The sequence below is a fragment of the Georgenia faecalis genome, from assembly GCF_003710105.1.
GTDB classification, from domain to species: Bacteria; Actinomycetota; Actinomycetes; order Actinomycetales; family Actinomycetaceae; genus Georgenia_A; species Georgenia_A faecalis.
The window spans coordinates 1,289,453-1,310,179 of the sequence record NZ_CP033325.1; the positions used below are offsets into that span (position 1 = coordinate 1,289,453).

Below are 20,727 nucleotides of genomic sequence, written 5' to 3' on the forward strand. Positions count from 1 at the left end.
GCGAGCTGGCGAGCGGGGCGGACCCCTTGGCAGGACCGGGGGGCAGCAGTACCGTCGAGCAGGCCTGCTGCACTCCGGCGCGGCGGCTGCTCGTGCGTGCGGGGGAGGTCGCCGTGCTCTACATGTGGGTCGAGGCACTGCACTGCGTGGAGACCACCGACGGCCTCGGGGGCGACGAGCCGTACCTCGTCGTCTTCGCCGCCGACCTCGACGCACCGGCCACCACGCACCGCCGGTACGGCCCCTTCGATATGAGCGACGGCGATACCCGGCCGATCGGTTTCATCCCGTTCTGGTTCAACGACGACGAGCGTGAGCTGGCCTCACCCGACGCCGCAATCATCATTGCCGCCCTCATGGAGCATGACAATTCCAGCCCGTTCAGTGCGGGGGCGTCCGCGGCCGCTGCCGGAGCGTCCTCTATCGCGCGGACTCGCGGCGCCGCGCGCGACGTGCGGGTCAAAGACGCGATGGGACGCATTCGGCGGGGCCTCAAGGCGACGTTCACGGGCGCGCCGGACGACGACATCATCGACCTGCAGGAGCTGCGTTTCACGCCTGAAGACCTCGCGCTCGCGGAGACGGGGCGAACCGCCAGCCAGACATTGGCCTTTAACGGCCAGGGCGGTTCTTACACTGCGACATTCGGGACGCGGATGCGGGGGCAGACGAAGTGGCGGTTCTGCAACCACTGCTTTGCGATGTTCTACCAAGGCTTCACCACCGAGTTCATCCCGCGCAACGGCGTGTGCCCCGGCAACGGCGGCGCTGGCCACGTGGCCCAGGGCTACCGCTATTACCTGCCGCACGACCGGCCCGCGAGCCCCGCCACCGAAGCCGGTTGGCGGTTCTGCAACCGTTGCTTCGCCATGGTCCGTCCCGGCAGTGGACTGGGCTCCGCCCCTGGCGATCCGGGCACCTGCCCCGCCGGTGCGGGTGGTCACGAGCGGCAGGGCTTCCGCTTCAGCCTCCCGCTCAGCACCCAGGCCCCGACCGGGCAGGATCAGTGGGCCCGGTGCGGCCGGTGCCGCGTCCTGTTCTACGACGGGGACGCCCATCACAAGGGTGTATGTCCGGCCGGCGGCGCCCACGCACGAGCCACCACACTCCAAGGCGCCCCACTCGAGGCGCTGAAACTGGACTTCGAGCCCTGACCGATCCAGCGGCGGTGGCGCGTGCGAACGGCCGACAGCGGCGCACGCTTCTGCCACGCTGATCACCGTGCAAGAGCCCGTGCCCTGGAGCGCTCCCCGCGCGCCGTTAGCCGGCCAGCCGTCCGGCGATGTGGTGATGCGGCCGAATGCGTGGCCGCACCAGGTGGCGACCGGCGCCGCCTTCGGGGGGATGCTCGTCCTTGCCTGGTTCGGCTCCCTCGGTGTGACGGTGGGTTTCGTGTTGATCGTCGTCGTCGTTCTCGTCGACCGGATGCTCGGCTACCGCAGCATTCCCTTGTCCCCACCCGGCACCACGCTGTCACCGGCCCGTCCGCTGCGTTCGGGGCTCTGGATGCTGGGGCCGCTCGTGGTGTGGCTCGTCTGCTGGAACCTTGTTCGGGGCACGATCCTCTCCGGCGGCGTGCCGCTGTGGGCGGCCATTGTCTTGGGTGTGGCGGTCGTGCCGCTGTGGGCCGTCGGCTTGCGGCGCGCCGAGGAGGTGCTCATCGCCCACAACCTGGCGCGGGCTCGGCAACAGGCCGGTTGAGCGACCGTCTTCGCCCGGTGATTGCCGTACGGCCAAAGGCGGTCCCTGGCACTCTGGCGCCATGCAGGAGCCCGCGCCCGCCGGCGCCCCGAGAGAGCCGTACGCGGACCAGGTGCGCGGCGAGCGCGACCTCCGGATGAACCCACGGGGGTACTACCTTTCCATCGGCGCCGCGGCGGGCTCCACCGTCGTACTCGCGTGGTGGGGCGAGATCGCCGGCCTGGCGGGGGTCGGCCTGGTGGCCGTCGTCTACCTCGTCAATGCGCTCCTCGGATTCCGGGGCATCCCGTTGCGCGACCGGGAGATCCTCGTGGAGCACGGTCGTTCCACCCGGTCCGGGCGATGGACTGCGCTTGCCGTGCTGCCGTGGGTGGTGTGCTCTTTCGCCGCTGCCAGCGACTACGTGGGCGACCGCCTGCCGTTGTGGGTGACGGTCGCCAACGGGCTCGCTGTCGCGTTCCTGTGCGCCTTCGGCCTCCGCCGGGCGGACGAGGTACTCATCGCCGAGATCCGCGCTCTCCGCTCAGCAGTCGCCGACCCTGCGGCAGGCGTCTGAGGCTCCCGCCGTGGTGACAGCGGCGATGGTCCGCGCCGCCTCGCCCAGCGCAACGAGCTGTTCGGGCGTCAGCGAGTCGACGACGAGGCGGCGCACCTCGCGGACGTGACCGGGGGCGATCTCCTTGACCTTCACCATGCCGCCGTCGGTGAGCCGCGCCTGCGTGCGCCGGCCCGCCTGGTCGACGGCGGGGCACCGCTCGACCCAGCCCGACCGCTCGAGCCGCGTCACCGCGTGGGACAGCCGCGACAGCGACCCCTGGGCGAGCGCGGCGAGATCGCTCAGCGCCAGCGCGCGGTCCGGCGCCTCCGACAGGGCCGCCAGCACGCTGTACTCGAACACGTTGACCCCGGCGTCGCGCTTGAGCTGGGCGTCCAGGGCGGCGGGGAGGGTCATGAGGAGCCCGAGCAGGGAGCGCCAGTCCCGCTGCTGGCCGGGCGTGAGCCAGGGCGCCTGCTCGGCCGGCGCCTGCTCGGCCGGCTCCTGATCAGGCGCGGTCGCGCGCGGGGTGTCGGTGCTCACAAGGCCACTCTACCCGTCGACTTGAACATTCACGTCCCTTGCGCGTAGGTTGCAAGTTGAACGCTCAACGTGCCCCACCAGAGGAGATCCTCCATGACCGTGCTCCGTGTCGACGCCACCATCCAGGGCGACCGCTCCGCCAGCCGCGCCCTCGCCGACGTCGTGCTCGACACGATCGTGGCCGCGCACCCACAGGTGCCGGTCGTCCGCCGCCACCTCGGCGAGGCGCCGCTGCCCGCGGACGCCTGGGCCGCCGCGATCTCCGCGAGCTTCACGCCGGAGGCGGACCGCACCGACGCGCAGCGCAACGCGCTCGGCATCGCCGCCGAGGTCGCTGCGGAGCTGCAGGCCGCGACGAGCGTCGTCCTTGCCATGCCGCTGTACAACTTCGGCATCTCGCAGCACGCCAAGGCGTGGATCGACCTCGTCATCGCGGGGGCGCCGCAGGGCACCCCGCTCCTCGAGGGCACGCCCACGGTCCTCGTCACCACGCGCGGCGGCTCCTACGGCCCCGGCACCCCGCGCGAGGGCTGGGACCACAACACCGACTACCTCCGCCGGGTCCTCGCCGACGTCTGGGGTGCGGACCTCACGGTGGTCGAGCGCGAGTTCACGCTCGTCGGTGTCAACCCGGCGCTCGACGACTTCGCCGACATGGCCGCGCGCATGCGCACCGACGCCGAGGCAGCTGCGGTGCAGGCCGGCGAGGCTCTCGCCGCCCACCACGCCGCCTGACGGCTGCGCGGCACACCCGGCGGCGGCCGCGCGTCGCCGCCGGGCCGCAGCAGGCCAGCCCGCCGGCGAAGCCAGCCAGCCGGTCATCAGCGAGCCAGCTCGAGCCGGCAGACCAGCCCGCCGGCGAGCGACTCAGCCGGTCGCGTCCGCCAGCCCGAACCGGGACGCGGTTCCGGTGATCTCGAGCAGGTCGGTGAGGGCCCGCGACGGCCGCACGAGCCGCATACCGGGGTTGGCGGCCTGCAGCTGCAGGAGGAACTTGAGCCCGGAGGAGTCGATGAACGTCAGGTGCTCGGCCACGAGATCGGCGATCGGGCCTGGCCGCTGGTGGGCGGCGCGGAAGCGCTGCACCGCGGCGAGGTCGACCTCGCCGACGAGCACGGCCTGGACGTTGCACCCGGAGCCGGTCAGGGTGATCTGCCCCGCGTCTTTGCGCACCGCGTGAGTCTACCCGCGGCGGACCACCACGGCGGTCGCGTCGTCGGTGGACCGGGGGTCACGCACCGCCGCGATGACGGCGTCCAGCGGAGCGCCCCCGGAGAACGCGTCGCGGAGCGTGCTCAGGCTCTCCACCAGAGGCGTCTCCCGCCGCTCGATGAGCCCGTCGGTGAACAGCACGAGGCCGCCGCCCGGTGGGACCGTGAGCCGCCCGGTCTCGGGCGTGCCCGCGACGTAGCCCAGCGGGGCGACCCCCACCGGCCCGGCCCAGGAGGCCTCGCCGTCGGCCGCGAGAACGATGAGCGGGAGGTGGCCCACGCGGGCGTACTCCGCCTCGCCCGTCGCGGGGTCGACGACGGCGAGCAGCAGGGTCGCCATCTCGTCGGGCATGGTGACGCGCATGACGTCGTCGAGCCCGCGCACCGCGGTCGCGACGAGCTGCTGCGCCGCACCGGAGACGAGGAGCGCGCGCAGGCCGTTGCGGAGCTTGCCCATCGTGGAGGCCGCGGCGAGGCCGTGGCCCGTGACGTCGCCGACCGCGACCGCGAGCCGGCCGTCCGGCAGCTCCAGGGCGTCGTACCAGTCACCGCCCACCCGGTTGCCGTCCGCGGGGGAGTAACGCGCCTCGAAGGACCACCCCGGGACCTCGGGCAGCTGCGCGGGCAGGGCGGAGCGCTGCAGCACCTCGGCGGCCCGGGCGTCCCGGCGCCCGCGCAGGTAGAGCGCCTCGACGACGTGACCGCGCAGCAGCGCCGCGATCTCCGCCTGCTCCTCGGTCCACGGGAGCGACGAGCCCCGCACGGTCTCGCGCCACCGGTCGAAGGACTTGCGCGGACTGAGCCGCACCTCCTCGCCCTCCCCGCGGGCGATCTCCTTGTTGCGCGGGTCCCCGCCCCAGTCGACGTCGTAGACCGCCTCGCGGCGCAGCCAGACGACGGCGTCGTCGGACGGCAGCGTGACGGCGAGCAGGCCGGCGACCTCGGGGACGGCGGCGGCGAGCCCGGGGGCGTCCTGAGCCAACGACGTCGTGCACACCACCTCGGACCCCTGGCTCACGGCCCACTCGAGCAGCGCCCCCGCGCCAGGGGGAGCGCAGCCCACGGTGGCCACCTCCCCGTGCGCGCGGACGATCGCGCCGTCGGCCGCCATGAGGGTGAGGAGCGTGTCGTCGCCGGTGAGCGCCTCCGCCAGGGGGACGTCCTCGGCGCGGCTGGCGGCGACGAGGCCGGCGAGCTCCGCACCCACGCGGCGGGCCGCGGCGATGCGGTCCTCCTCCACCTGCGCGACCAGCCGGAGCGAGAGCACGGAGCCGAGGAACTCGGCGGCGGCGCGCACCCCGTACGGCGGCGCCCACGGGCCGGAGTAGTGGTGGCAGGCGATGAGGCCCCACAGCCGCCCGTCCTTGAGCAGCGAGATCGACATCGACGCCGTCACGCCCATGTTCTGCAGGTACTCGATGTGCATGGGCGAGACGCTGCGCAGGGTCGCGAAGGTGAGGTCCAGGGGCGCGGACCGCTGCGGGTCGGCGACAACGATGGGCGAGGGGACGTACTCGACGTCGGAGATGAGCCGGATCCAGTTCCGCTCGTACAGCGCCCGCGCCTGCGGGGGGATGTCGGTAGCGGGGTAGTGGAGCCCGAAGAAGCTGTTGAGGTCCGCGCGCCGGTCCTCGCCGACCACCTCGCCGTTGTAGTCGGCGTCGAAGCGGTAGATCATCACGCGGTCGAAGCCGGTGAGTGCCCGGACCTCGCGCGCCGTCACGGCGTAGAGCTCCTCGAGGCTGGAGGCCCGGTTGAGGGCGCCGACCGTGCCGCGCACCGCCTGGTAGGTGTTGGTGTGCTCCAGCGGCCGCGGGCCGGCCGCCGCCTCGAGCTCGACGACGAGGAGGTGCTCCGCGCCCGGCGGGTGATGGAGGACGGCGTCGGTCGGGACGCCCTGGACGTCGACGAGCACGGGGTTGCGGTCGCGGACGTCGCCGCCGGCGCGCAGGTGCGCGGCGATGACCTCGGCGGCCTCCGTCCCGACGACGTCCGCGAGGGGCCGCCCGAGCGCGTCGGCCGCGTCGATGCCGAGGTGGGCGGCCGTGCTCGCCGACGCCTGCACCACCGTGTGGTCGTCGTCGAGGACGAGGAGCACGCCCCGGGGCTGGATGGAGCCGGGGATGTGGATGGGTTCGCGCGCGCAGTTGTCGAGGTCCACCGGCACATGGGGGTCCAGCCAGGTCTCGTCCACAGCGCTCCCTTCCCGAGCGGCCCCCATCTTGCCCGAGGAACGGACCGCCCCCCGAATCGCCACGCCCCCGGTCCCACGACGGGAGCACCGCCCCGCGCGTGAAAGACTGGACGTATGGCTATGCGTGACATCCGCGTCGTCGGCGACCCCGTCCTGCGCACCGCGTGCGACGAGATCACGGACATCGACGACGGCGTTCGGTCCCTCGTCGAGGACCTGCTCGAGACCGTCGACACCGAGGGGCGGGCGGGCCTGGCCGCGAACCAGATCGGCGTCAGCCTGCGCGCCTTCTCGTGGAACATCGACGACGAGATCGGCTACGTCCTCAACCCGCGCCTCGTGGCCGTCTCCGAGGACGAGTACCAGGACGGCGACGAGGGCTGTCTCTCCGTGCCCGGCCTGTGGTTCCCCACCCGCCGCGCCTGGTACGCCCGCGTCGAGGGGATCGACCTCGACGGCAAGCCCGTCGTCGTCGAGGGCGAGGAGCTCATGGCCCGCTGCCTCCAGCACGAGTGCGACCACCTCGACGGGATGCTCTACCTGGACCGCCTCGAGCGGGCCGAGCGCAAGAAGGCCATGCGCGCCATCCGCGAGCAGCTCTGACGCGAGTAGTCCGGGCCGCCCGCCCTCCCTCCTGGGGGCCGGGTGGTGACATGGGCCACTGTGATGGCATGATGGGCGAGTTCCGCCGTGATCATGCGGGCACCTGGACGGACGAGGTCGTAGGGGAAGACGCACCTCAACCGGAACCAGGAGGCTCACCATGAGTGGTGTCATCACCCGCGGTGTTGTTTTCGTGCACTCCGCGCCCCGGGCCCTGTGCCCGCACGTGGAGTGGGCGGCCGGCACGGTGCTCGATGCGCGCGTGTCCTTCGAGTGGACCCCGCAGCCCGCCGCCGACGGCCTCTTCCGGGCCGAGTACTCCTGGGCCGGACCGGTCGGCACCGGTGCGCGCCTCGCCTCCGCGCTGCGTGGGTGGACCCACCTGCGGTACGAGATCACCGAGGACCCCTCGCCCGGCGTCGACGGCGGACGCTGGTCGCACACGCCCGAGCTCGGCATCTTCTACGCCCAGACGGACGCCCACGGGAACGTCGTCGTCCCCGAGGACCGCGTGCGGGCCGCCGTCGCCAGCGCGTCCGACCCGGCGCGGATGCGCCACGAGCTCGACCTCGCCCTCGGCCAGGCCTGGGACGACGAGCTGGAGCCCTTCCGCTACGCCGGCGCCGGTGCGCCGGTGCGCTGGCTCCACCGGGTCGGCTGAGCCGCGACGTCGACTGAACTGCGGCGTCGGCTGAACTGCGGCGTCGGCTGAACTGCGGCGTCGGCTGAACTGCGGCGTCGGCTGACGCCGACGGCGGTGCGCCGTCGTCGTCGGCCGTACAGGGCGGAGCAGCGCCTCAGACGCTGCGGACCACCAGCGCGACGTTGTGCCCGCCGAAGCCGAACGCGTTGTTGAGCGCTGCGATCTGGCCCCCCGGCAGCGGCCGGGGGGTGCCGCGGACGAGGTCGATGTCGATCCCGGGCTCGAGCTCGGTGACGTTGATCGTGGGCGGGGCCACGCGGTCGCGCACGGCGAGGACCGTGAAGATCGTCTCCAGCGCGCCGGCGCCGCCGAGGAGGTGCCCGGTCATCGACTTGGTCGCCGACACCGCGACGTGGTCCGCCTCGCCGCCGAGGCCGCGGCGCATGGCCGCTGCCTCGACGCCGTCGCCGGCCGGGGTGGAGGTTGCGTGGGCGTTGACGTGGACGACGTCGCGGTCGCTGACGTCGGCGTCGCGCAGGGCGGCGCGCATGGCGAGCTCCTGGCCGCGGCCGGACGGGTCGGGCGGGGCGATGTCGTAGGCGTCGGAGCTCAGCCCCACGCCGGCGATCTCCGCGTACACCCGCGCGCCGCGGGCCGCCGCGTGCTCCGCGGACTCGAGGACGAGCACGCCGGACCCCTCACCCATGACGAAGCCGTCTCGGGTGACGTCGTAGGGGCGCGAGGCGCCCGCCGGGTCGTCGTTGCGGGTGGACAGGGCGCGCATCTTCGCGAAGGACGCGAGCGGCATCGGGTGGATGGCCGCCTCGGTGCCGCCCACGACGACGATGTCGGCCCGGCCGCTGCGGATCATCTCCACGCCGTAGGCGACCGCCTCGGCGCCGGAGGCGCACGCGGACACCGGGGTGTGCACGCCGGCGCGGGCGCCGACCTCGAGGGAGACGTACGCGGCGGGGGAGTTGGGCATGAGCATGGGCACCGTCAGCGGCATGACCCGCCGCGCGCCCTTGGCCTGGATGGTGTCCCAGGCGTCGAGCATGGTCCACACGCCACCGATGCCCGACGCGACGACGACGCCGAGGCGTTCGCCGTCGACCTCGGGGGAACCGGCGTCGGCCCACGCCTCGCGCGCGGCGACCATGGCGTACTGGGCGCTGGGGTCCATCCGCCGGGTCTCGGGGCGCGTGAGAACCTCGGCCGCGGGCACGGCGAGCTGGCCCGCGAAGGAGACGGGGAGCTCGTAGCGCTCGACCCAGTCGTTCTCCAGCGGGCGGACCCCGGAGCGGCCGGCGAGGGCGCCCTCCCATGTGGAGGCGACGTCACCGCCCAGCGGTGAGGTGGTGCCGAGACCCGTGACGACGACGGTGGTGGCCATGTTCACTCCTGGGATCGTGGGTGCGTCCCGAGGACGCCGAGCTCGGTGCGGCGGGGGCAGAGCCTCCCGCCGCACCGGAGGGCTCAGGACTCCTGGGCGTTCGTGATGAACGTGACCGCGTCGCCGACGGTCGCGAGGTTGGCGACCTCCTCGTCGGGGATGCGGACGTCGAACTTCTCCTCGGCCAGCGTGACGATCGTCATCATCGACAGCGAGTCGATGTCGAGGTCGTCCGTGAAGGACTTCTCCGGCAGCACGGAGTCGGTCGGCAGACCGGTCTCCTCGTTCACGATCTCGGCAAGGCCGGCCAGGATGTCCTGCTCGCTGTGTGCCATGGGTGTTCTCCGTTTCGGTTGGGGTAGGTCGGGGTCAGTCTGGTCCATGCCGGCCCCCGGTCGGGAGCCGCGTGTCAGAGGTCGGTCAGGGGAGGACGACCACCTGGGCGCCGTACACGAGCCCGGCGCCGAAGCCGATCTGCAGGGCCAGGGCCCCGGAGGAGACCTGCCCCTCGCGCAGGAGCCGCTCCGTGGCCAGCGGGATGGAGGCCGCGGAGGTGTTGCCGGTCTCGGCGATGTCCCGGGCGATGACGACGGAGTCGCTGAGCCCGATCTGCTTGGCGAGCTGGTCGATGATCCGCATGTTCGCTTGGTGCGGGATGAACGCCTCGATGTCATCGGGCGTGACGCCGGCGGCGTCGAGGGCCTCCTTGGCGACCTTCGCCATCTGGAAGCTCGCCCATTTGAAGACGGTGGGGCCCTCCTGGCGCAGCGTCGGCCAGGACGTGTCCGAGCCGTCCTTGTAGGTCATCCACGAGTGCGTCTGGTAGATCGCCCGCGCCTGGCTGCCGTCCGAGCCCCAGACCGTCGGCCCGATGCCGGGCGTGTCGGACGGGCCGACGACGGCGGCCCCCGCCCCGTCGCCGAGGAGGAAGGAGATGGTGCGGTCGGTCGGGTCGACGAAGTCGGACATCTTCTCCGCGCCGATGACGAGCACGTGGCGCGCGGTCCCGGCGCGCACGAGGGCGTCCGCCTGGGCGATCCCGTAGCAGTAGCCGGCGCAGGCGGCGGAGATGTCGAAGGCCGCGGCGGGGGTGGCCCCGAGGCGGTCGGTGATGATCGCGGCGAGCGACGGCGTCTGCTCGAGGTGCGTCACCGTGGCAACGATGACGGCGTCGACCTCGGCCGGGTCCACGCCGGCCACCTCGAGGGCGGCGCGGCCGGCCTGCTCGGTGAGGTCGGCGATGGTGACGTCCTGCGGCGCCCGGCGGCGGGAGATGATCCCCGTCCGCTGGCGGATCCACTCGTCGGAGCTGTCGATGGGGCCGACGAGGTCGTCGTTGACGACGACGTTCTCCCCGCGGACACCGGCGACGCCGAGGATGCGGGAATGGGCTCGGGCCGGGGCCTCGCGCAGGGCAGGACGGGTCATTCAAGGCCTCCGTGACGGCGCACGAGGTCGCGCGCGGCGTCGAGATCGTCGGGTGACTTCAGGGCGAGCGCCTCGACCCCCTTGAGCGTGCGCCGGGCCAGGCCCGTGAGCACCCCGCCCGGGGCCAGCTCGAGGACGCCGGTGACGCCCATCGCGAGCATTGTGTCGCAGCACCGGTCCCAGCGCACCGGCCGCGCCACCTGGGCGACGATCCGGGCTAGGGCGTCGGCGCCGTCGGTCACGGCCGCGCCGTCGGCGTTCGACAGGAGCGCGACCCGCGGCTGGGCGGGGCTCAGGGAGGCGGCGACGGCGCGGACCCGCTCGACGGCGGGGGCCATGTGCTCGGTGTGGAAGGCGCCCGCCACCTCGAGGGGGATGACGCGGGCCCGGGCCGGCGGGTCGGCCGCCAGGGCGGCGAGCTGCTCGAGGGTGCCGGCGGCCACCACCTGCCCACCGCCGTTGACATTCGCGGGGGTGAGGCCGTGGCGCGCGAGGACGACGCCGACGTCGTCGGGGTCGCCGCCGACGACGGCGCTCATCCCCGTGGGGGTGGCCGCGGCCGCCTCGGCCATGGCCCGGCCTCGCTCGCCGACGAGGCGCAGGGCGTCCGCGGCGGGCAGGACCCCGGCGATGGCGACGGCGGCGAGCTCGCCCACCGAGTGGCCAGCGGTCACGCCGGCGACGGCGGCCGGGTCGGCGCCGTCGAGCACCGCGCCGAGGCTGAGGAGGGAGGTGGCGACGATGAGCGGCTGCGCGACCGCGGTGTCGCGGATGGTCGCGGCGTCCGCCGTCGTCCCCAGGCGGGTGAGGTCGGTGCCGGCGGCTTCCGAGTAGCCCGCGAGGGTCGCGGCGGAGCCGGGGAGCTCGAGCCAGGGGCTGAGCATGCCGGGGGACTGGGCGCCCTGACCAGGGCAGACGACGGCGAGCACGGTTTCCACTCTCCCAAGCCGCGCGCCGTTGGCCCCGCATACGCGCCCTACCAAGTCGGTCGGGTCACCTTGTGGGGACCCCACAACCGGGTGATGCGGCTCACATGCGCGACGCGCCGGCCGTCACGTCCCGTGGTGCGCGGCGCCCTGCTCCGCGAGGCGGCCCACGGCGACGGCGATCTGGAGGACGAAGCCCTCCCGCGAGTCCGTGGGGTCCCACCCCACCACCTGGGCGATCCGGCGCAGCCGGTACCGGACGGTGTTGGGGTGGACGTACAGCGCGCGGGCGGCGGCCTCGAGCGAGCGGCCCTGGGCGACGTACTCGGCGAGCGTCTCGAGGAGGGGCCCGCCGGCGGCGGTGAGCGGCCGGTAGAGCTCGGTCAGCAAGGTGCGGCGGGCGAGGGTGTCGCCGTTGAGCATCCGCTCGGGCAGGAGCTCGTCGGCCCCGACGAGCCGCGGGGCGTCGGGCCACGCGGGCGCGGCCAGCAGACCGGCGAGGGCGGCGCGCGCCGAGCGTCCGGCGTCGACGACGTCGTTCACCGCGGGTCCCAGGACGACGGTGCCCGCGCCGAACCGGGGCAGGAGCGTCTCCGCGGCGGCGCGCAGGTCCTCGTCACCGCCGAGGACGACCATGAGCCGGTCGCCCTGGATACCGACGAGGACGTCGGTGGCCGCCCGCCGGCAGGCTCGCCGGATCTCCGCGGTGCGGCGCTCGTCCACGGGCTGCTGCATGGCGCCGACCATGACGACCGTCGGGCCGCGGCCGGTCCAGCCGAGCGCCGACACGCGCGAGCGCATCGAGGCGTCGGGGTCGCCGCGCAGCAGGGAGTCGACGACGAGCGCCTCGAGCCGCGCGTCCCACGCGCCCCGGGCCTCCGCCGCCCGGGCGTAGACCTCCGCCGCCGAGAAGGCGACCTCCCGGGAGTAGCGCAGGACGGCGTCGCGCAGGTCGGCCTGCTGCCCCGGGGCGGCGAGCTGGACGGCGTTGTCCTCGACCACCTCGACGACGAGGCGCACGAGCTGGAGGGTGTGCTGGAGCGAGATCGAGCGGGTGAGCTCCGGCGGCGCGGCGCGGAAGATCTCCCCGGCGTTGTAGGTCGCCGTCGACGGGCGCTCGTACCAGGCGATGAACGCGGCGATCCCGGACTGGGCGACGAGCCCGATCCACGAGCGGTCCTCGGCGGCGAGCTCGCCGTACCAGGGGACCTCCCCGTCGAGGCGCTTGAGGGCGGCCGAGGTGAGTAGGTCCGTCCCGCCGCGCAGCCTGCGGACGACGTCGGACGAGCCGCCGTCCGTCGTGAGGTTGCGCGCCGTCGTTGCTCCCATGGGCGCTGAGCATACGGCCGCAATTGTCGAGTGCCCACAACTGGTGGGTGGCGCCGTCGTCGCTTTCCGGATGAGCGCGCGCGACTGAGCAGATATGGTCACGTGCATGGCCCTACTCGCCCGACTGAGAGCCCTGCTCTCGCGCCCAGCGACCGCGTCGAAGGTCGGCATGCGCCGTCCGACGACGGCAGCCCCGAGCGACGACGCCCCCCGGGAGGACGCCCTGCGCGCCCTCCTCGTGGAGGATCCGAACAACGTCACCGCCTTCGCCGCGCTGGCGGAGATCGTGCGCCGGCACGCCGAGGGCGACGACCCCGTCGACCCACTGACCGCCGACCACGAGCACGTGACGCACCGCGTGTCCTCCGACGTCGCCGTGTGGGCGCTCGCCGAGGAGCTCGCCGGCAACCCCCGCGCCTGGTACCCGCTCATCGAGCTCGGGCGCCTCTCGCTCGCCGAGGACCACGAGGGGGCCATGCGCCGCCTCGCCGGGGCCTGCGAGCGTGAGCACACCGGCCTCGCCGTTGCCGAGGGCGTGCGCACCCTGCGCGAGGCCGCCCTGCCCGGGGACGGGCTGGGGCTCGGCGTCGGGCACTGGAACCCCCGTGACCACATCCCCGAGGCGGGCCGCCAGGTCGTGCTCGCCGCGCTGGAGGCGGTTCGACCGCTCGAGGCTCGCCGTCACCTGCGCGAGCTCGAGGAGAACGCCAACAACGACGAGGCCCGTGCCATGGTCCTCGACCTGCAGCCGCGCGTCGCCGCGGCGGAGGCGGCCGACGCCGCGCCCGGGGCGCACTGAGCCCCCACCTGCCGCTGCTCGCCGGCCGCGTGCCCGCGGGCGATGATGGGTCCATGACCGTCATCAAGATCAACGCCATCACTGTGCCCGCCGACAGCGGCGACGAGCTCGCGCGCCGGTTCGCAGCGCGGGCCGGCGCCGTCGACGGCCAGGACGGGTTCGAGGGCTTCGAGCTCCTCCGCCCCAGCGACGGGCGGACGACGTGGCTCGTCGTCACCCGCTGGCGCGACGAGGCGGCCTTCGACGCCTGGGCCACCTCCGACGCCTTCGCGGCCGGGCACGGGCGGCCGACGTCCCCGGCCCCGGACGGTGGCGCGCAGCGCCCGCCCGTCGGGGTCAGCGCCGAGCTGTGGAGCTTCGAGGTCGCGGGCGGCTCGACCGGCACCTGAGGCGGCCGGACCGGGGCTCGTCGGGACCTGGGTCGCGGACGGCCGTCGCCCGCAGCCGGGCGCGAATCCGTGCGCGGGCGTCTACTGGTGAGGTCGCCCGGTGCGGGCGGCACCGACGACCCCGCAGCGGGCCACCGGTTCCGGCACAGAGGGAGCACCGATGTCCGAGAAGATGCAGGCCGCGGTCGTCAAGGAGCTGGGGAGCCCGCTCGTCGTCGAGACCCGTGACGTCCCGACCCCCGGTCCCTTCGACGCCCTCGTCCGGGTGGAGTACACCGGCGTCTGCCACACGGACCTCCACGCCGCGCACGGCGACTGGCCGGTCAAGCCGGCCCCGCCGTTCGTGCCCGGCCACGAGGGAGCGGGCACCGTCGTCGCGGTCGGCGACCAGGTGACGCGGGTCGCCGTCGGGGACCGGGTGGGCAACGCCTGGCTGGCCAGCGCGTGCGGGGAGTGCGAGTACTGCGAGACCGGGTGGGAGACGCTCTGCCCGCGCCAGCAGAACAGCGGCTACTCCGTGGACGGGTCCTTCGCGCAGTACATGCTCGTCGACTCCCGCTACTGCCCCGTCATCCCCGACGGTGTCGACCTCGCGGCCGTCGCGCCCATCCTCTGCGCCGGTGTGACGGTGTACAAGGGCCTCAAGATGACCGACACCAGGCCGGGACAGTGGGTGCTCATCTCCGGGATCGGTGGACTCGGGCACATCGCGGTGCAGTACGCCGTCGCAATGGGCCTGCGGGTGGCGGCCATCGACGTCGCTGACGAGAAGCTCGCCCTCGCGCGCAGGCACGGTGCCGAGGTGGGGGTCAACGCCCGGACGAGCTCGGACCCGGTCGGCGAGCTCACGGCGGCGACCGGCGGCGTCCACGGCGCGCTCGTCACCGCCGTCAATGCCCACGCCTTCCCCCAGGCCGTCGGGGCGCTCCGCCGCGGGGGCACCGTCTCCCTGGTCGGCCTGCCGCCGGAGGCCTTCCCGCTCGACATCTTCACGACCGTGCTCTTCGGCCTCACGGTCCGCGGATCCATCGTCGGCACCCGCAAGGACATGGAGGAGGCCCTGGACTTCTTCGCCCGCGGGAAGGTCGCCCCCACTTTCACGATGCGGCCGATGACGCAGATCAACGACATCTTCGCCGAGATGGAGGCCGGCGCCATCGACGGCCGCATCGTCATGGAACTGGCGACGGTGCCGGCCGCCGGGTGAGGCCGGGTCGTCCGCTCACTCCTCGAGCGCGAGTCCCCGCTGCTCCGGGAGGAGGAGTGCGCCGACGGCGGCGAGGAGGAAGGCGCAGGCGAAGGCCGTGAAGACGAGCCAGATCTCCCCGCTGCGGTTGAGGAAGGGCACGGCGAGCGGGGCGAGGATCGACGCGATGCGGCCGAACCCGGCGGCCCAGCCGGCGCCGGTGCCGCGGATGGCGGTCGGGTACATCTCCGGCGTCACGGCGTACAGGGCACCCCACGCCCCGAGCGCGAAGAACGACATGAGGCACCCTGCCGTGACCACCCCGGCCGGGGTCGAGGCGATGGCGAAGAGGTACGCCGAGCCGGCCGCGCCCACGAGGAACGTGCCGAGCGTGGGACGCCGGCCCCACCGCTCGATGAGGAAGGCGGCGGCGGCGTAGCCGGGCAGCTGCGCCGCCGTGATGACGACCGTGTAGCCGAACGAGCGGACGAGGTCGAGGCCCGAGGCGACGAGGAGCGTCGGGAGCCAGGTGAACGCGCCGTAGTAGGCGAAGTTGAGGCCGAACCACACGATCCACAGGCCCCCTGTGCGGGTGCGGAGCGTCGCGCTCCACAGCGCTGCGAAGGACGACCGCGCGCTCGCGGTGGGGGCGGCCGCGCCGTCCGTCACCGGCTGGGCGGCGGGGGCCACCGGTGCCGCGGACGTACCGCCGAACATCGGCGCGGACTCCTCGAAGCGGCGGACCGCGGCCTCGGCCTCGGTGTGCCGTCCGCGCGTCTCGAGGAAGCGCACGGACTCCGGCAGCGCGCGGCGGACGTAGATCGCGTAGGCCGCCGGGACGGCGCCGATCGCCAGGGCCCAGCGCCACCCGTCGTCGGAGGTGGACACGACGAAGTAGCCGATGAGGGCGGCAGCGAACCAGCCCACGGCCCAGAAGGCCTCGAGGATGACCACGACGCGGCCGCGGATGCGCGACGGGGCGAACTCGCTCACCAAGGTGGAGGCGACGGGGAGCTCGGCGCCGAGCCCGAGGCCGACGACGAAGCGCAGGACGAGGAGCATGCCCACCGAGACCGACAGCGCCGCGGCGCCGGTCGCGATCCCGTAGACGAAGAGGGTGAGCGCGAAGACGTTCCGCCGCCCGAACTTGTCCGCGAGGAGGCCGCCGAGGGAGGCCCCGAGCGCCATGCCGACGAACCCGACGGAGCCGATGAGGCTGAGCTGGGTGTCGTCGAGCTGCCACTGGACGGCGAGCGCCGCCATGACGAAGGAGATGAGGCCGACATCCATCGCGTCGAGGGCCCAGCCCACGCCGGAGCCGCCGAGGAGCCGGCCGTGCTCGCGGGTGAAGGGCAGGCGGTCGAGGCGCTGCGTGCGGGTGGCGGAGGTACGGGTGCCGGGCGCCATGTGGTCCTCTCTCGATCGGCGACGACGGACCGGGACGGCCGGTCGTCCGTTGCCGGTCAGGTCGGTGTCGCGCGGAACGGGGCGGCACGGACGTGGAGTCCGTGCCGCCCCGTCCGGGACGTGCTCACCGCTCGGGCATCGCCCGCGCGGCGTGGCTCAGGCGTCGCCGCCCGCGGTGCCGGACTCGCCGGCGTTGACGTCGAGGAGCCGGTAGCGCTCGATCGCCTGGCGCGGGGCGTCGGCGTCGACCTCGCCCCGGGCGGCCAGCGCCTGGAGCGTGCGGACCACCACGGAGTGGGAGTCGATGAGGAAGTGCCGGCGCGCGGCGGGCCGCGTGTCGGAGAAGCCGAAGCCGTCCGCACCGAGGGTGAGGTACTCGCCCGGCACCCAGGCCCGGATCATGTCCGGGACCATGTGGTCGAAGTCGCTCGTGGCGACGTACGGGCCACCGGCGTCACGGAGCTTGGCGGTGACGTACGGCTCGCCGTGGTCGCCGGTCGGGTCCGTGAGGCGCTTCTTCTCGACCTCGAGCGCGTCGCGGCGAAGCTCACCCCAGCTCGTCACCGACCAGACGCCGGCGCGAACGCCCCAGTCCTCCGCGAGGATCTCCCGGGCGTGGAGCACCCACGGCAGCCCGACGCCGGAGGCGAGGAGCTGGACGCGCGGTCCGTCGCCCTCGGCGTCGGCGACCTTGTAGATCCCCTTGAGGATCCCCTCGACGTCGACGTTCTCCGGCTCGGCCGGCTGCGACATGGGCTCGTTGTACACCGTGAGGTAGTACATGACGTTCGGGTCGCGGGGGTCACCCTCGCCGTACATCCGGGTGAGGCCGTCACGGATGATGTGGCGGATCTCGTAGGCGTACGCCGGGTCGTAGCTGATGACGGCCGAGTTGGTCTGCGCCAGGACGGGCGAGTGCCCGTCCATGTGCTGCAGGCCCTCGCCGGCGAGCGTCGTGCGACCGGCGGTGGCGCCGATGAGGAATCCGCGGGCCAGCTGGTCCCCGGCCGCCCAGAACGCGTCACCCGTGCGCTGGAACCCGAACATCGAGTAGAAGATGTAGAACGGGATGAGCGGCTGGCCGAGCGTCGCGTAGGACGTGCCGGTCGTCTGGAACGCCGCCGCGGACCCGGCCTCGTTGATGCCGGTGTGCATGATCTGGCCGCTCTCGGACTCCTTGTAGCTGAGCATGAGCTCGGAGTCCACGGCCGTGTAGTTCTGCCCGTTGAGGTTGAAGATCTTCGCCGTCGGGAAGATGGCGTCGAGGCCGAAGGTCCGGCCCTCGTCCGGGATGATCGGCACGATCCGCTTGCCGAACTCCTTGTCCTTCATCAGCTCCTTGAGGAGCCGGACGACCGCCATGGTGGTGGCGATCTCCTGCTTGCCGGAGCCCTTGGCGAGGATCTCGTAGGTCTTCGGCTCGGGCAGCGTCGGCGGGGTGTACGCCTCGCGCCGCTCGGGCAGGAACCCGCCCAGCGCCTTGCGCCGCTCGAGCATGTACTGCAGCTCGGGGGCGTCCGCCCCGGGGTGGAAGTACGGCGGCGCGTAGGGGTCGGCGTCGATCTGCTCGTCGGTGATCGGGATGCGCAGCGAGTCGCGGAGCATCTTGAGGTCGGTCGCCTTGAGCTTCTTCATCTGGTGCGTGGCGTTGCGCCCCGCGAAGCCCGGGCCGAGGCCGTAGCCCTTGATGGTGTGGGCGAGGATCACCGTCGGCTGCCCGGTGTGCTCCGTGGCGGCCTTGTAGGCGGCGTAGATCTTGCGGTAGTCGTGCCCGCCGCGCTTGAGCGCCCAGATCTCGTCGTCGGACATGTTCGCGACGAGGGCCTTGGTGCGAGGGTCCCGGCCGAAGAAGTTCTCCCGGACGTAGGCGCCGTCGTTCGCCTTGTACGTCTGGAAGTCGCCGTCGGGGATGGTGTTCATGAGGTTGACGAGGGCGCGGTCCTTGTCCGCGTTGAGCAGGGTGTCCCACTCGCGGCCCCAGACGACCTTGATGACGTTCCAGCCGGCGCCGCGGAAGAACGCCTCGAGCTCCTGGATGATCTTGCCGTTGCCGCGGACCGGCCCGTCGAGGCGCTGGAGGTTGCAGTTGACGACGAAGTTGAGGTTGTCGAGGCCCTGCTGGGCGGCGTGCTGGAGCATGCCGCGCGACTCGGGCTCGTCCATCTCGCCGTCGCCGAGGAACGCCCACACCTGCTGCTGCGAGGTGTCCTTGAGCCCGCGCTCGTGGACGTACTTGTTGGTCCACGCCTGGTAGATCGCCTCCGCCGGGCCGAGGCCCATGGACACGGTGGGGAACTCCCAGAAGTCCTTCATGAGCCGCGGGTGCGGGTAGGAGGGGAGCCCGCGGCCGCCGCGGTGGGAGAACTCCTGGCGGAACCCGTCGAGGTCGGCCTCGGTGAGGCGGCCCTCGAGGTAGGCGCGGGCGTAGTTGCCCGGTGCCGCGTGACCCTGGAAGAAGACCTGGTCACCGCCGCCCGGGTGGTCCTTGCCGCGGAAGAAGTGGTTGAGGCCCACCTCGTACAGGGTTGCGATGGAGGCGTAGGTGGAGATGTGGCCGCCGACGGAGATGTCGGGACGCTGCGCACGCGTCACCATGACGGCCGCGTTCCACCGGATCCACCCGCGGTACTTGCGCTCGACGACCTCGTCGCCGGGGAAGTACGGCTCCTCGTGGACGCCGATGGTGTTGACGTAGGGGGTGTTGAGCGACGTCGGGATGGCGACGTTGCGCTCACGCGCGCGCTTGAGCAGGTTGAGCAGGACGTAACGCGCCCGTGGCCCGCCGCGCTCGTCGATGAGGCCGTCGAGGGACTCGAGCCACTCCCCGGTTTCCTCCGCGTCGATGTCCTTCACCTGGCTCAGCAGTCCGTTGATGAGCGGTCCGGATCCGTCTTGTGGACTCACGCAGTCCTCTTTCCGTCAGGCGTCGGCGTTGACGACGCGCGGTACGCGGTGCATCTCAGGTTAGGCCCATTCTCTGCCGCGGCCCGGCCCGGCGCCATGCTTCGGGCCCCGCGGTGGTTATGACCTTGGCAACACCGTACGGAAGACTTGACCTGCCCCGACCGGGGTCCGATCCGTGGTCGTGCGGCGCGCGCGCTTGCGCGAGCACGGCCCGCTACGGTGGGCTATCCCTGGCACCGTGCGCGGTGCCGACGAGCGGGCCGTCCGGGTCCGCCGCCGACGAGAGGTAGGACAACGGTGGCAGCGACCGCTGGCCCGGCAGACGGTAACTGGTTCGGCTTCACGACCGGTCAGATTGTCCAGGAGTTCGGGTACGACGACGACGTCGATAGCGACCTGCGCGCGGCGATCGAGGCGACGACGGGGGCCGAGCTGGCCTACGAGGACCACGAGGACGTCGTCGACGGCACCATCATCTGGTGGCGCGCGGACGACGCCGAGGCAGGGGACCTCACCGACCTGCTCGTCGACGCCATGGGCAACCTCGACGACGGCGGCCTCATCTGGGTCCTCACGCCGAAGCCCGGCCGCCCCGGGCACGTCACGCCCGCCGACGTGGCGGAGGCGGCGGACACCGCCGGCCTCCAGGCGACGTCGGCCGTCTCCGCAGGTGCGAACTGGGCGGGGTTCCGCCTCCTCGCGCGGGGTCGTGGGCGCTGACCCACCCCCTACGGGGAACGGGCCCACAGGGCAGGGGGACGCCGGCCTGACACAGGCGGGTCTCCCTGAGCTGGGCCGGCCCGCGCCCGAGCTCGAGCTGCCGGACACGCACGGCACGCCCGTGCGCCTGTCCACGCTCCGCGGCGGCCCGGTGCTCCTCGTGTTCTTCCCCTTCGCGTTCTCGGGCGTGTGCACGAGCGAGCTGAGCGCGCTGCGCGACCGCGGCGACGGCCTCGCCGGCGTGCGCGTCCTCGGCGTCTCCTGCGACCCGGTGTTCACGCTGCGGGCGTGGTCCGAGCAGGAGCGCTTCGGTCTCGAACTGCTCTCGGACTTCTGGCCGCACGGCGCGGCGGCCCGGGCGTACGGCGTGTTCGACGCCGCCTCGGGCCACTCCCGGCGGGGGTCGTTCCTCCTCGACGCCGACGGCGTCCTGCGCTGGTCGGTGCTCAGCCCGGCCGGCCGCGCGCGCGACGTCGGGCAGTACGTCGACGCCGCGCGCGCGCTCCAGCGCTGAGGAGGACGACGGCGCCGGGCCGAGGCGTCGAGGCCCGGCTCACCACGTCGGCGGCATCGGGCAGCGCCGGCCGCAGCCTGCGGTGCCAGTCGGCATCGAGCGGTGCGCGCGGACCTCTAGGCTGGGCTCAACACCCCTAGGGCCTGTAGCTCAGTTGGTCAGAGCGCCGCGTTTACACCGCGGAGGTCGTCGGTTCGAGACCGGCCGGGCCCACCACGTGTCGGACGGCACGCGCGACATGGCGTGACGGGTTGTGTTCGTGCTCCGCGGGCTCTGTCGCTCAATCGCGCCGATGATCGCCG

The 20,727-nt window shown here is 73.2% G+C and carries 21 protein-coding genes and 1 tRNA gene; 12 read left to right on the top strand and 10 right to left on the bottom strand.

Annotated elements, in window-relative coordinates; translation table 11 throughout:
- Nucleotides 1-113: 113 nt before the first annotated feature.
- The 3 genes from EBO36_RS05465 to EBO36_RS05475 all read left to right on the top strand — a co-directional run bounded on the left by EBO36_RS05465 (nucleotide 114) and on the right by EBO36_RS05475 (nucleotide 2,257).
- Complete coding sequence (locus tag EBO36_RS05465) at nucleotides 114-1,154, top strand: hypothetical protein (protein ID WP_164471358.1); 1,041 nt, start codon at nucleotides 114-116, stop codon at nucleotides 1,152-1,154.
- Nucleotides 1,155-1,221: 67 nt separating this feature from the next.
- Nucleotides 1,222-1,701 (top strand): hypothetical protein, encoded by a 480-nt coding sequence (locus EBO36_RS05470; RefSeq protein ID WP_164471359.1) that lies wholly within the window; start codon nucleotides 1,222-1,224, stop codon nucleotides 1,699-1,701.
- Between the two features lie 61 nt (nucleotides 1,702-1,762).
- Nucleotides 1,763-2,257, top strand: coding sequence for a hypothetical protein (locus EBO36_RS05475; protein ID WP_122823721.1), 495 nt, complete (start codon nucleotides 1,763-1,765; stop codon nucleotides 2,255-2,257).
- On the opposite strand, the gene EBO36_RS05480 is transcribed toward EBO36_RS05475, so the two are convergent.
- Entirely contained in the window at nucleotides 2,225-2,779 is a 555-nt protein-coding gene (locus EBO36_RS05480; protein ID WP_244925368.1) for a MarR family winged helix-turn-helix transcriptional regulator, read from the bottom strand. The two genes, EBO36_RS05475 and EBO36_RS05480, sit on opposite strands and share 33 nt — an antisense overlap.
- A gap of 93 nt (nucleotides 2,780-2,872) precedes the next feature.
- Between EBO36_RS05480 and EBO36_RS05485 the strand changes: the two genes are divergently transcribed.
- Complete coding sequence (locus EBO36_RS05485; RefSeq protein WP_122823722.1) at nucleotides 2,873-3,514, top strand: FMN-dependent NADH-azoreductase; 642 nt, start codon at nucleotides 2,873-2,875, stop codon at nucleotides 3,512-3,514.
- Nucleotides 3,515-3,646: 132 nt separating this feature from the next.
- Here EBO36_RS05485 and EBO36_RS05490 read toward each other — a convergent pair whose 3' ends face one another.
- Both EBO36_RS05490 and EBO36_RS05495 read right to left on the bottom strand, forming a co-directional pair.
- Nucleotides 3,647-3,952 carry an STAS domain-containing protein gene (locus EBO36_RS05490; RefSeq protein ID WP_122823723.1) on the bottom strand — a complete coding sequence of 102 codons (306 nt, stop codon included), beginning with the start codon at nucleotides 3,950-3,952 and terminating at the stop codon, nucleotides 3,647-3,649.
- Nucleotides 3,953-3,961: 9 nt separating this feature from the next.
- The gene (locus EBO36_RS05495) at nucleotides 3,962-6,184 is read right to left on the bottom strand and encodes a SpoIIE family protein phosphatase (RefSeq protein WP_244925369.1); all 2,223 of its coding nucleotides are present in this window, start codon (nucleotides 6,182-6,184) and stop codon (nucleotides 3,962-3,964) included.
- Nucleotides 6,185-6,298: 114 nt separating this feature from the next.
- Between EBO36_RS05495 and def the strand changes: the two genes are divergently transcribed.
- A complete protein-coding gene (gene def / locus EBO36_RS05500; RefSeq protein ID WP_122823725.1) occupies nucleotides 6,299-6,787 on the top strand; it encodes a peptide deformylase in 489 nt (162 codons plus the stop codon).
- Nucleotides 6,788-6,947: 160 nt separating this feature from the next.
- Complete coding sequence (locus tag EBO36_RS05505; protein ID WP_122823726.1) at nucleotides 6,948-7,448, top strand: DUF3145 domain-containing protein; 501 nt, start codon at nucleotides 6,948-6,950, stop codon at nucleotides 7,446-7,448.
- Nucleotides 7,449-7,584: 136 nt separating this feature from the next.
- On the opposite strand, the gene EBO36_RS05510 is transcribed toward EBO36_RS05505, so the two are convergent.
- The 5 genes from EBO36_RS05510 to EBO36_RS05530 form a co-directional block, all read right to left on the bottom strand.
- On the bottom strand, nucleotides 7,585-8,823 hold the full coding sequence (locus EBO36_RS05510; RefSeq protein WP_187695848.1) for a beta-ketoacyl-[acyl-carrier-protein] synthase family protein: 1,239 nt from the start codon (nucleotides 8,821-8,823) through the stop codon (nucleotides 7,585-7,587).
- Nucleotides 8,824-8,906: 83 nt separating this feature from the next.
- Complete coding sequence (locus EBO36_RS05515; RefSeq protein WP_122823728.1) at nucleotides 8,907-9,158, bottom strand: acyl carrier protein; 252 nt, start codon at nucleotides 9,156-9,158, stop codon at nucleotides 8,907-8,909.
- 85 nt (nucleotides 9,159-9,243) lie between these two features.
- Nucleotides 9,244-10,251: a beta-ketoacyl-ACP synthase III gene (locus EBO36_RS05520; RefSeq protein WP_122823729.1), complete on the bottom strand. Its 1,008-nt coding sequence runs from the start codon at nucleotides 10,249-10,251 to the stop codon at nucleotides 9,244-9,246.
- Complete coding sequence (locus tag EBO36_RS05525) at nucleotides 10,248-11,180, bottom strand: ACP S-malonyltransferase (RefSeq protein ID WP_122823730.1); 933 nt, start codon at nucleotides 11,178-11,180, stop codon at nucleotides 10,248-10,250. The genes EBO36_RS05520 and EBO36_RS05525 overlap by 4 nt, the downstream gene beginning before the upstream one ends.
- Before the next feature lie 123 nt (nucleotides 11,181-11,303).
- Nucleotides 11,304-12,506, bottom strand: coding sequence for a PucR family transcriptional regulator (locus EBO36_RS05530; protein WP_122823731.1), 1,203 nt, complete (start codon nucleotides 12,504-12,506; stop codon nucleotides 11,304-11,306).
- Nucleotides 12,507-12,612: 106 nt separating this feature from the next.
- On the opposite strand from EBO36_RS05530, the gene EBO36_RS05535 reads away from it, so the two are divergent.
- The 3 genes from EBO36_RS05535 (at nucleotide 12,613) to adhP (ending at nucleotide 14,901) form a co-directional block, all read left to right on the top strand.
- Nucleotides 12,613-13,305: a hypothetical protein gene (locus EBO36_RS05535; RefSeq protein ID WP_127572877.1), complete on the top strand. Its 693-nt coding sequence runs from the start codon at nucleotides 12,613-12,615 to the stop codon at nucleotides 13,303-13,305.
- Nucleotides 13,306-13,358: 53 nt separating this feature from the next.
- Complete coding sequence (locus tag EBO36_RS05540) at nucleotides 13,359-13,694, top strand: antibiotic biosynthesis monooxygenase family protein (protein WP_122823733.1); 336 nt, start codon at nucleotides 13,359-13,361, stop codon at nucleotides 13,692-13,694.
- A gap of 160 nt (nucleotides 13,695-13,854) precedes the next feature.
- Nucleotides 13,855-14,901: an alcohol dehydrogenase AdhP gene (adhP, locus tag EBO36_RS05545; protein ID WP_222928778.1), complete on the top strand. Its 1,047-nt coding sequence runs from the start codon at nucleotides 13,855-13,857 to the stop codon at nucleotides 14,899-14,901.
- 15 nt (nucleotides 14,902-14,916) lie between these two features.
- On the opposite strand, the gene EBO36_RS05550 is transcribed toward adhP, so the two are convergent.
- Nucleotides 14,917-16,287 carry an MFS transporter gene (locus tag EBO36_RS05550; protein ID WP_122823734.1) on the bottom strand — a complete coding sequence of 457 codons (1,371 nt, stop codon included), beginning with the start codon at nucleotides 16,285-16,287 and terminating at the stop codon, nucleotides 14,917-14,919.
- Nucleotides 16,288-16,443: 156 nt separating this feature from the next.
- The gene (gene aceE, locus EBO36_RS05555) at nucleotides 16,444-19,191 is read right to left on the bottom strand and encodes a pyruvate dehydrogenase (acetyl-transferring), homodimeric type (protein ID WP_122823735.1); all 2,748 of its coding nucleotides are present in this window, start codon (nucleotides 19,189-19,191) and stop codon (nucleotides 16,444-16,446) included.
- A gap of 297 nt (nucleotides 19,192-19,488) precedes the next feature.
- Here aceE and EBO36_RS05560 point away from each other — a divergent pair, with 297 nt between their 5' ends.
- From EBO36_RS05560 to EBO36_RS05570, 3 genes are all read left to right on the top strand, one after another.
- Nucleotides 19,489-19,911, top strand: a complete 423-nt coding sequence (locus EBO36_RS05560) for a DUF3052 domain-containing protein (protein ID WP_122823736.1) — start codon at nucleotides 19,489-19,491, stop codon at nucleotides 19,909-19,911.
- Nucleotides 19,912-19,957: 46 nt separating this feature from the next.
- A complete protein-coding gene (locus tag EBO36_RS05565; RefSeq protein ID WP_122825474.1) occupies nucleotides 19,958-20,425 on the top strand; it encodes a peroxiredoxin in 468 nt (155 codons plus the stop codon).
- 139 nt (nucleotides 20,426-20,564) lie between these two features.
- Nucleotides 20,565-20,641: transfer RNA gene (locus tag EBO36_RS05570), tRNA-Val, on the top strand.
- Nucleotides 20,642-20,727: the final 86 nt, after the last annotated feature.

Excerpts from the sequence above, each read along its gene's own strand:
- EBO36_RS05550 (WP_122823734.1), bottom strand. The coding sequence starts at position 16,287 with ATGGCGCCCGGCACCCGTACCTCCGCCACCCGCACGCAGCGCCTCGAC.
- EBO36_RS05520 (WP_122823729.1), bottom strand. The coding sequence starts at position 10,251 with ATGACCCGTCCTGCCCTGCGCGAGGCCCCGGCCCGAGCCCATTCCCGC.
- def (WP_122823725.1), top strand. The coding sequence starts at position 6,299 with ATGGCTATGCGTGACATCCGCGTCGTCGGCGACCCCGTCCTGCGCACC.
- adhP (WP_222928778.1), top strand. The coding sequence starts at position 13,855 with ATGTCCGAGAAGATGCAGGCCGCGGTCGTCAAGGAGCTGGGGAGCCCG.
- EBO36_RS05530 (WP_122823731.1), bottom strand. The coding sequence starts at position 12,506 with ATGGGAGCAACGACGGCGCGCAACCTCACGACGGACGGCGGCTCGTCC.
- EBO36_RS05535 (WP_127572877.1), top strand. The coding sequence starts at position 12,613 with ATGGCCCTACTCGCCCGACTGAGAGCCCTGCTCTCGCGCCCAGCGACC.
- EBO36_RS05505 (WP_122823726.1), top strand. The coding sequence starts at position 6,948 with ATGAGTGGTGTCATCACCCGCGGTGTTGTTTTCGTGCACTCCGCGCCC.
- EBO36_RS05485 (WP_122823722.1), top strand. The coding sequence starts at position 2,873 with ATGACCGTGCTCCGTGTCGACGCCACCATCCAGGGCGACCGCTCCGCC.
- EBO36_RS05515 (WP_122823728.1), bottom strand. The coding sequence starts at position 9,158 with ATGGCACACAGCGAGCAGGACATCCTGGCCGGCCTTGCCGAGATCGTG.
- EBO36_RS05540 (WP_122823733.1), top strand. The coding sequence starts at position 13,359 with ATGACCGTCATCAAGATCAACGCCATCACTGTGCCCGCCGACAGCGGC.
- EBO36_RS05475 (WP_122823721.1), top strand. The coding sequence starts at position 1,763 with ATGCAGGAGCCCGCGCCCGCCGGCGCCCCGAGAGAGCCGTACGCGGAC.
- EBO36_RS05510 (WP_187695848.1), bottom strand. The coding sequence starts at position 8,823 with ATGGCCACCACCGTCGTCGTCACGGGTCTCGGCACCACCTCACCGCTG.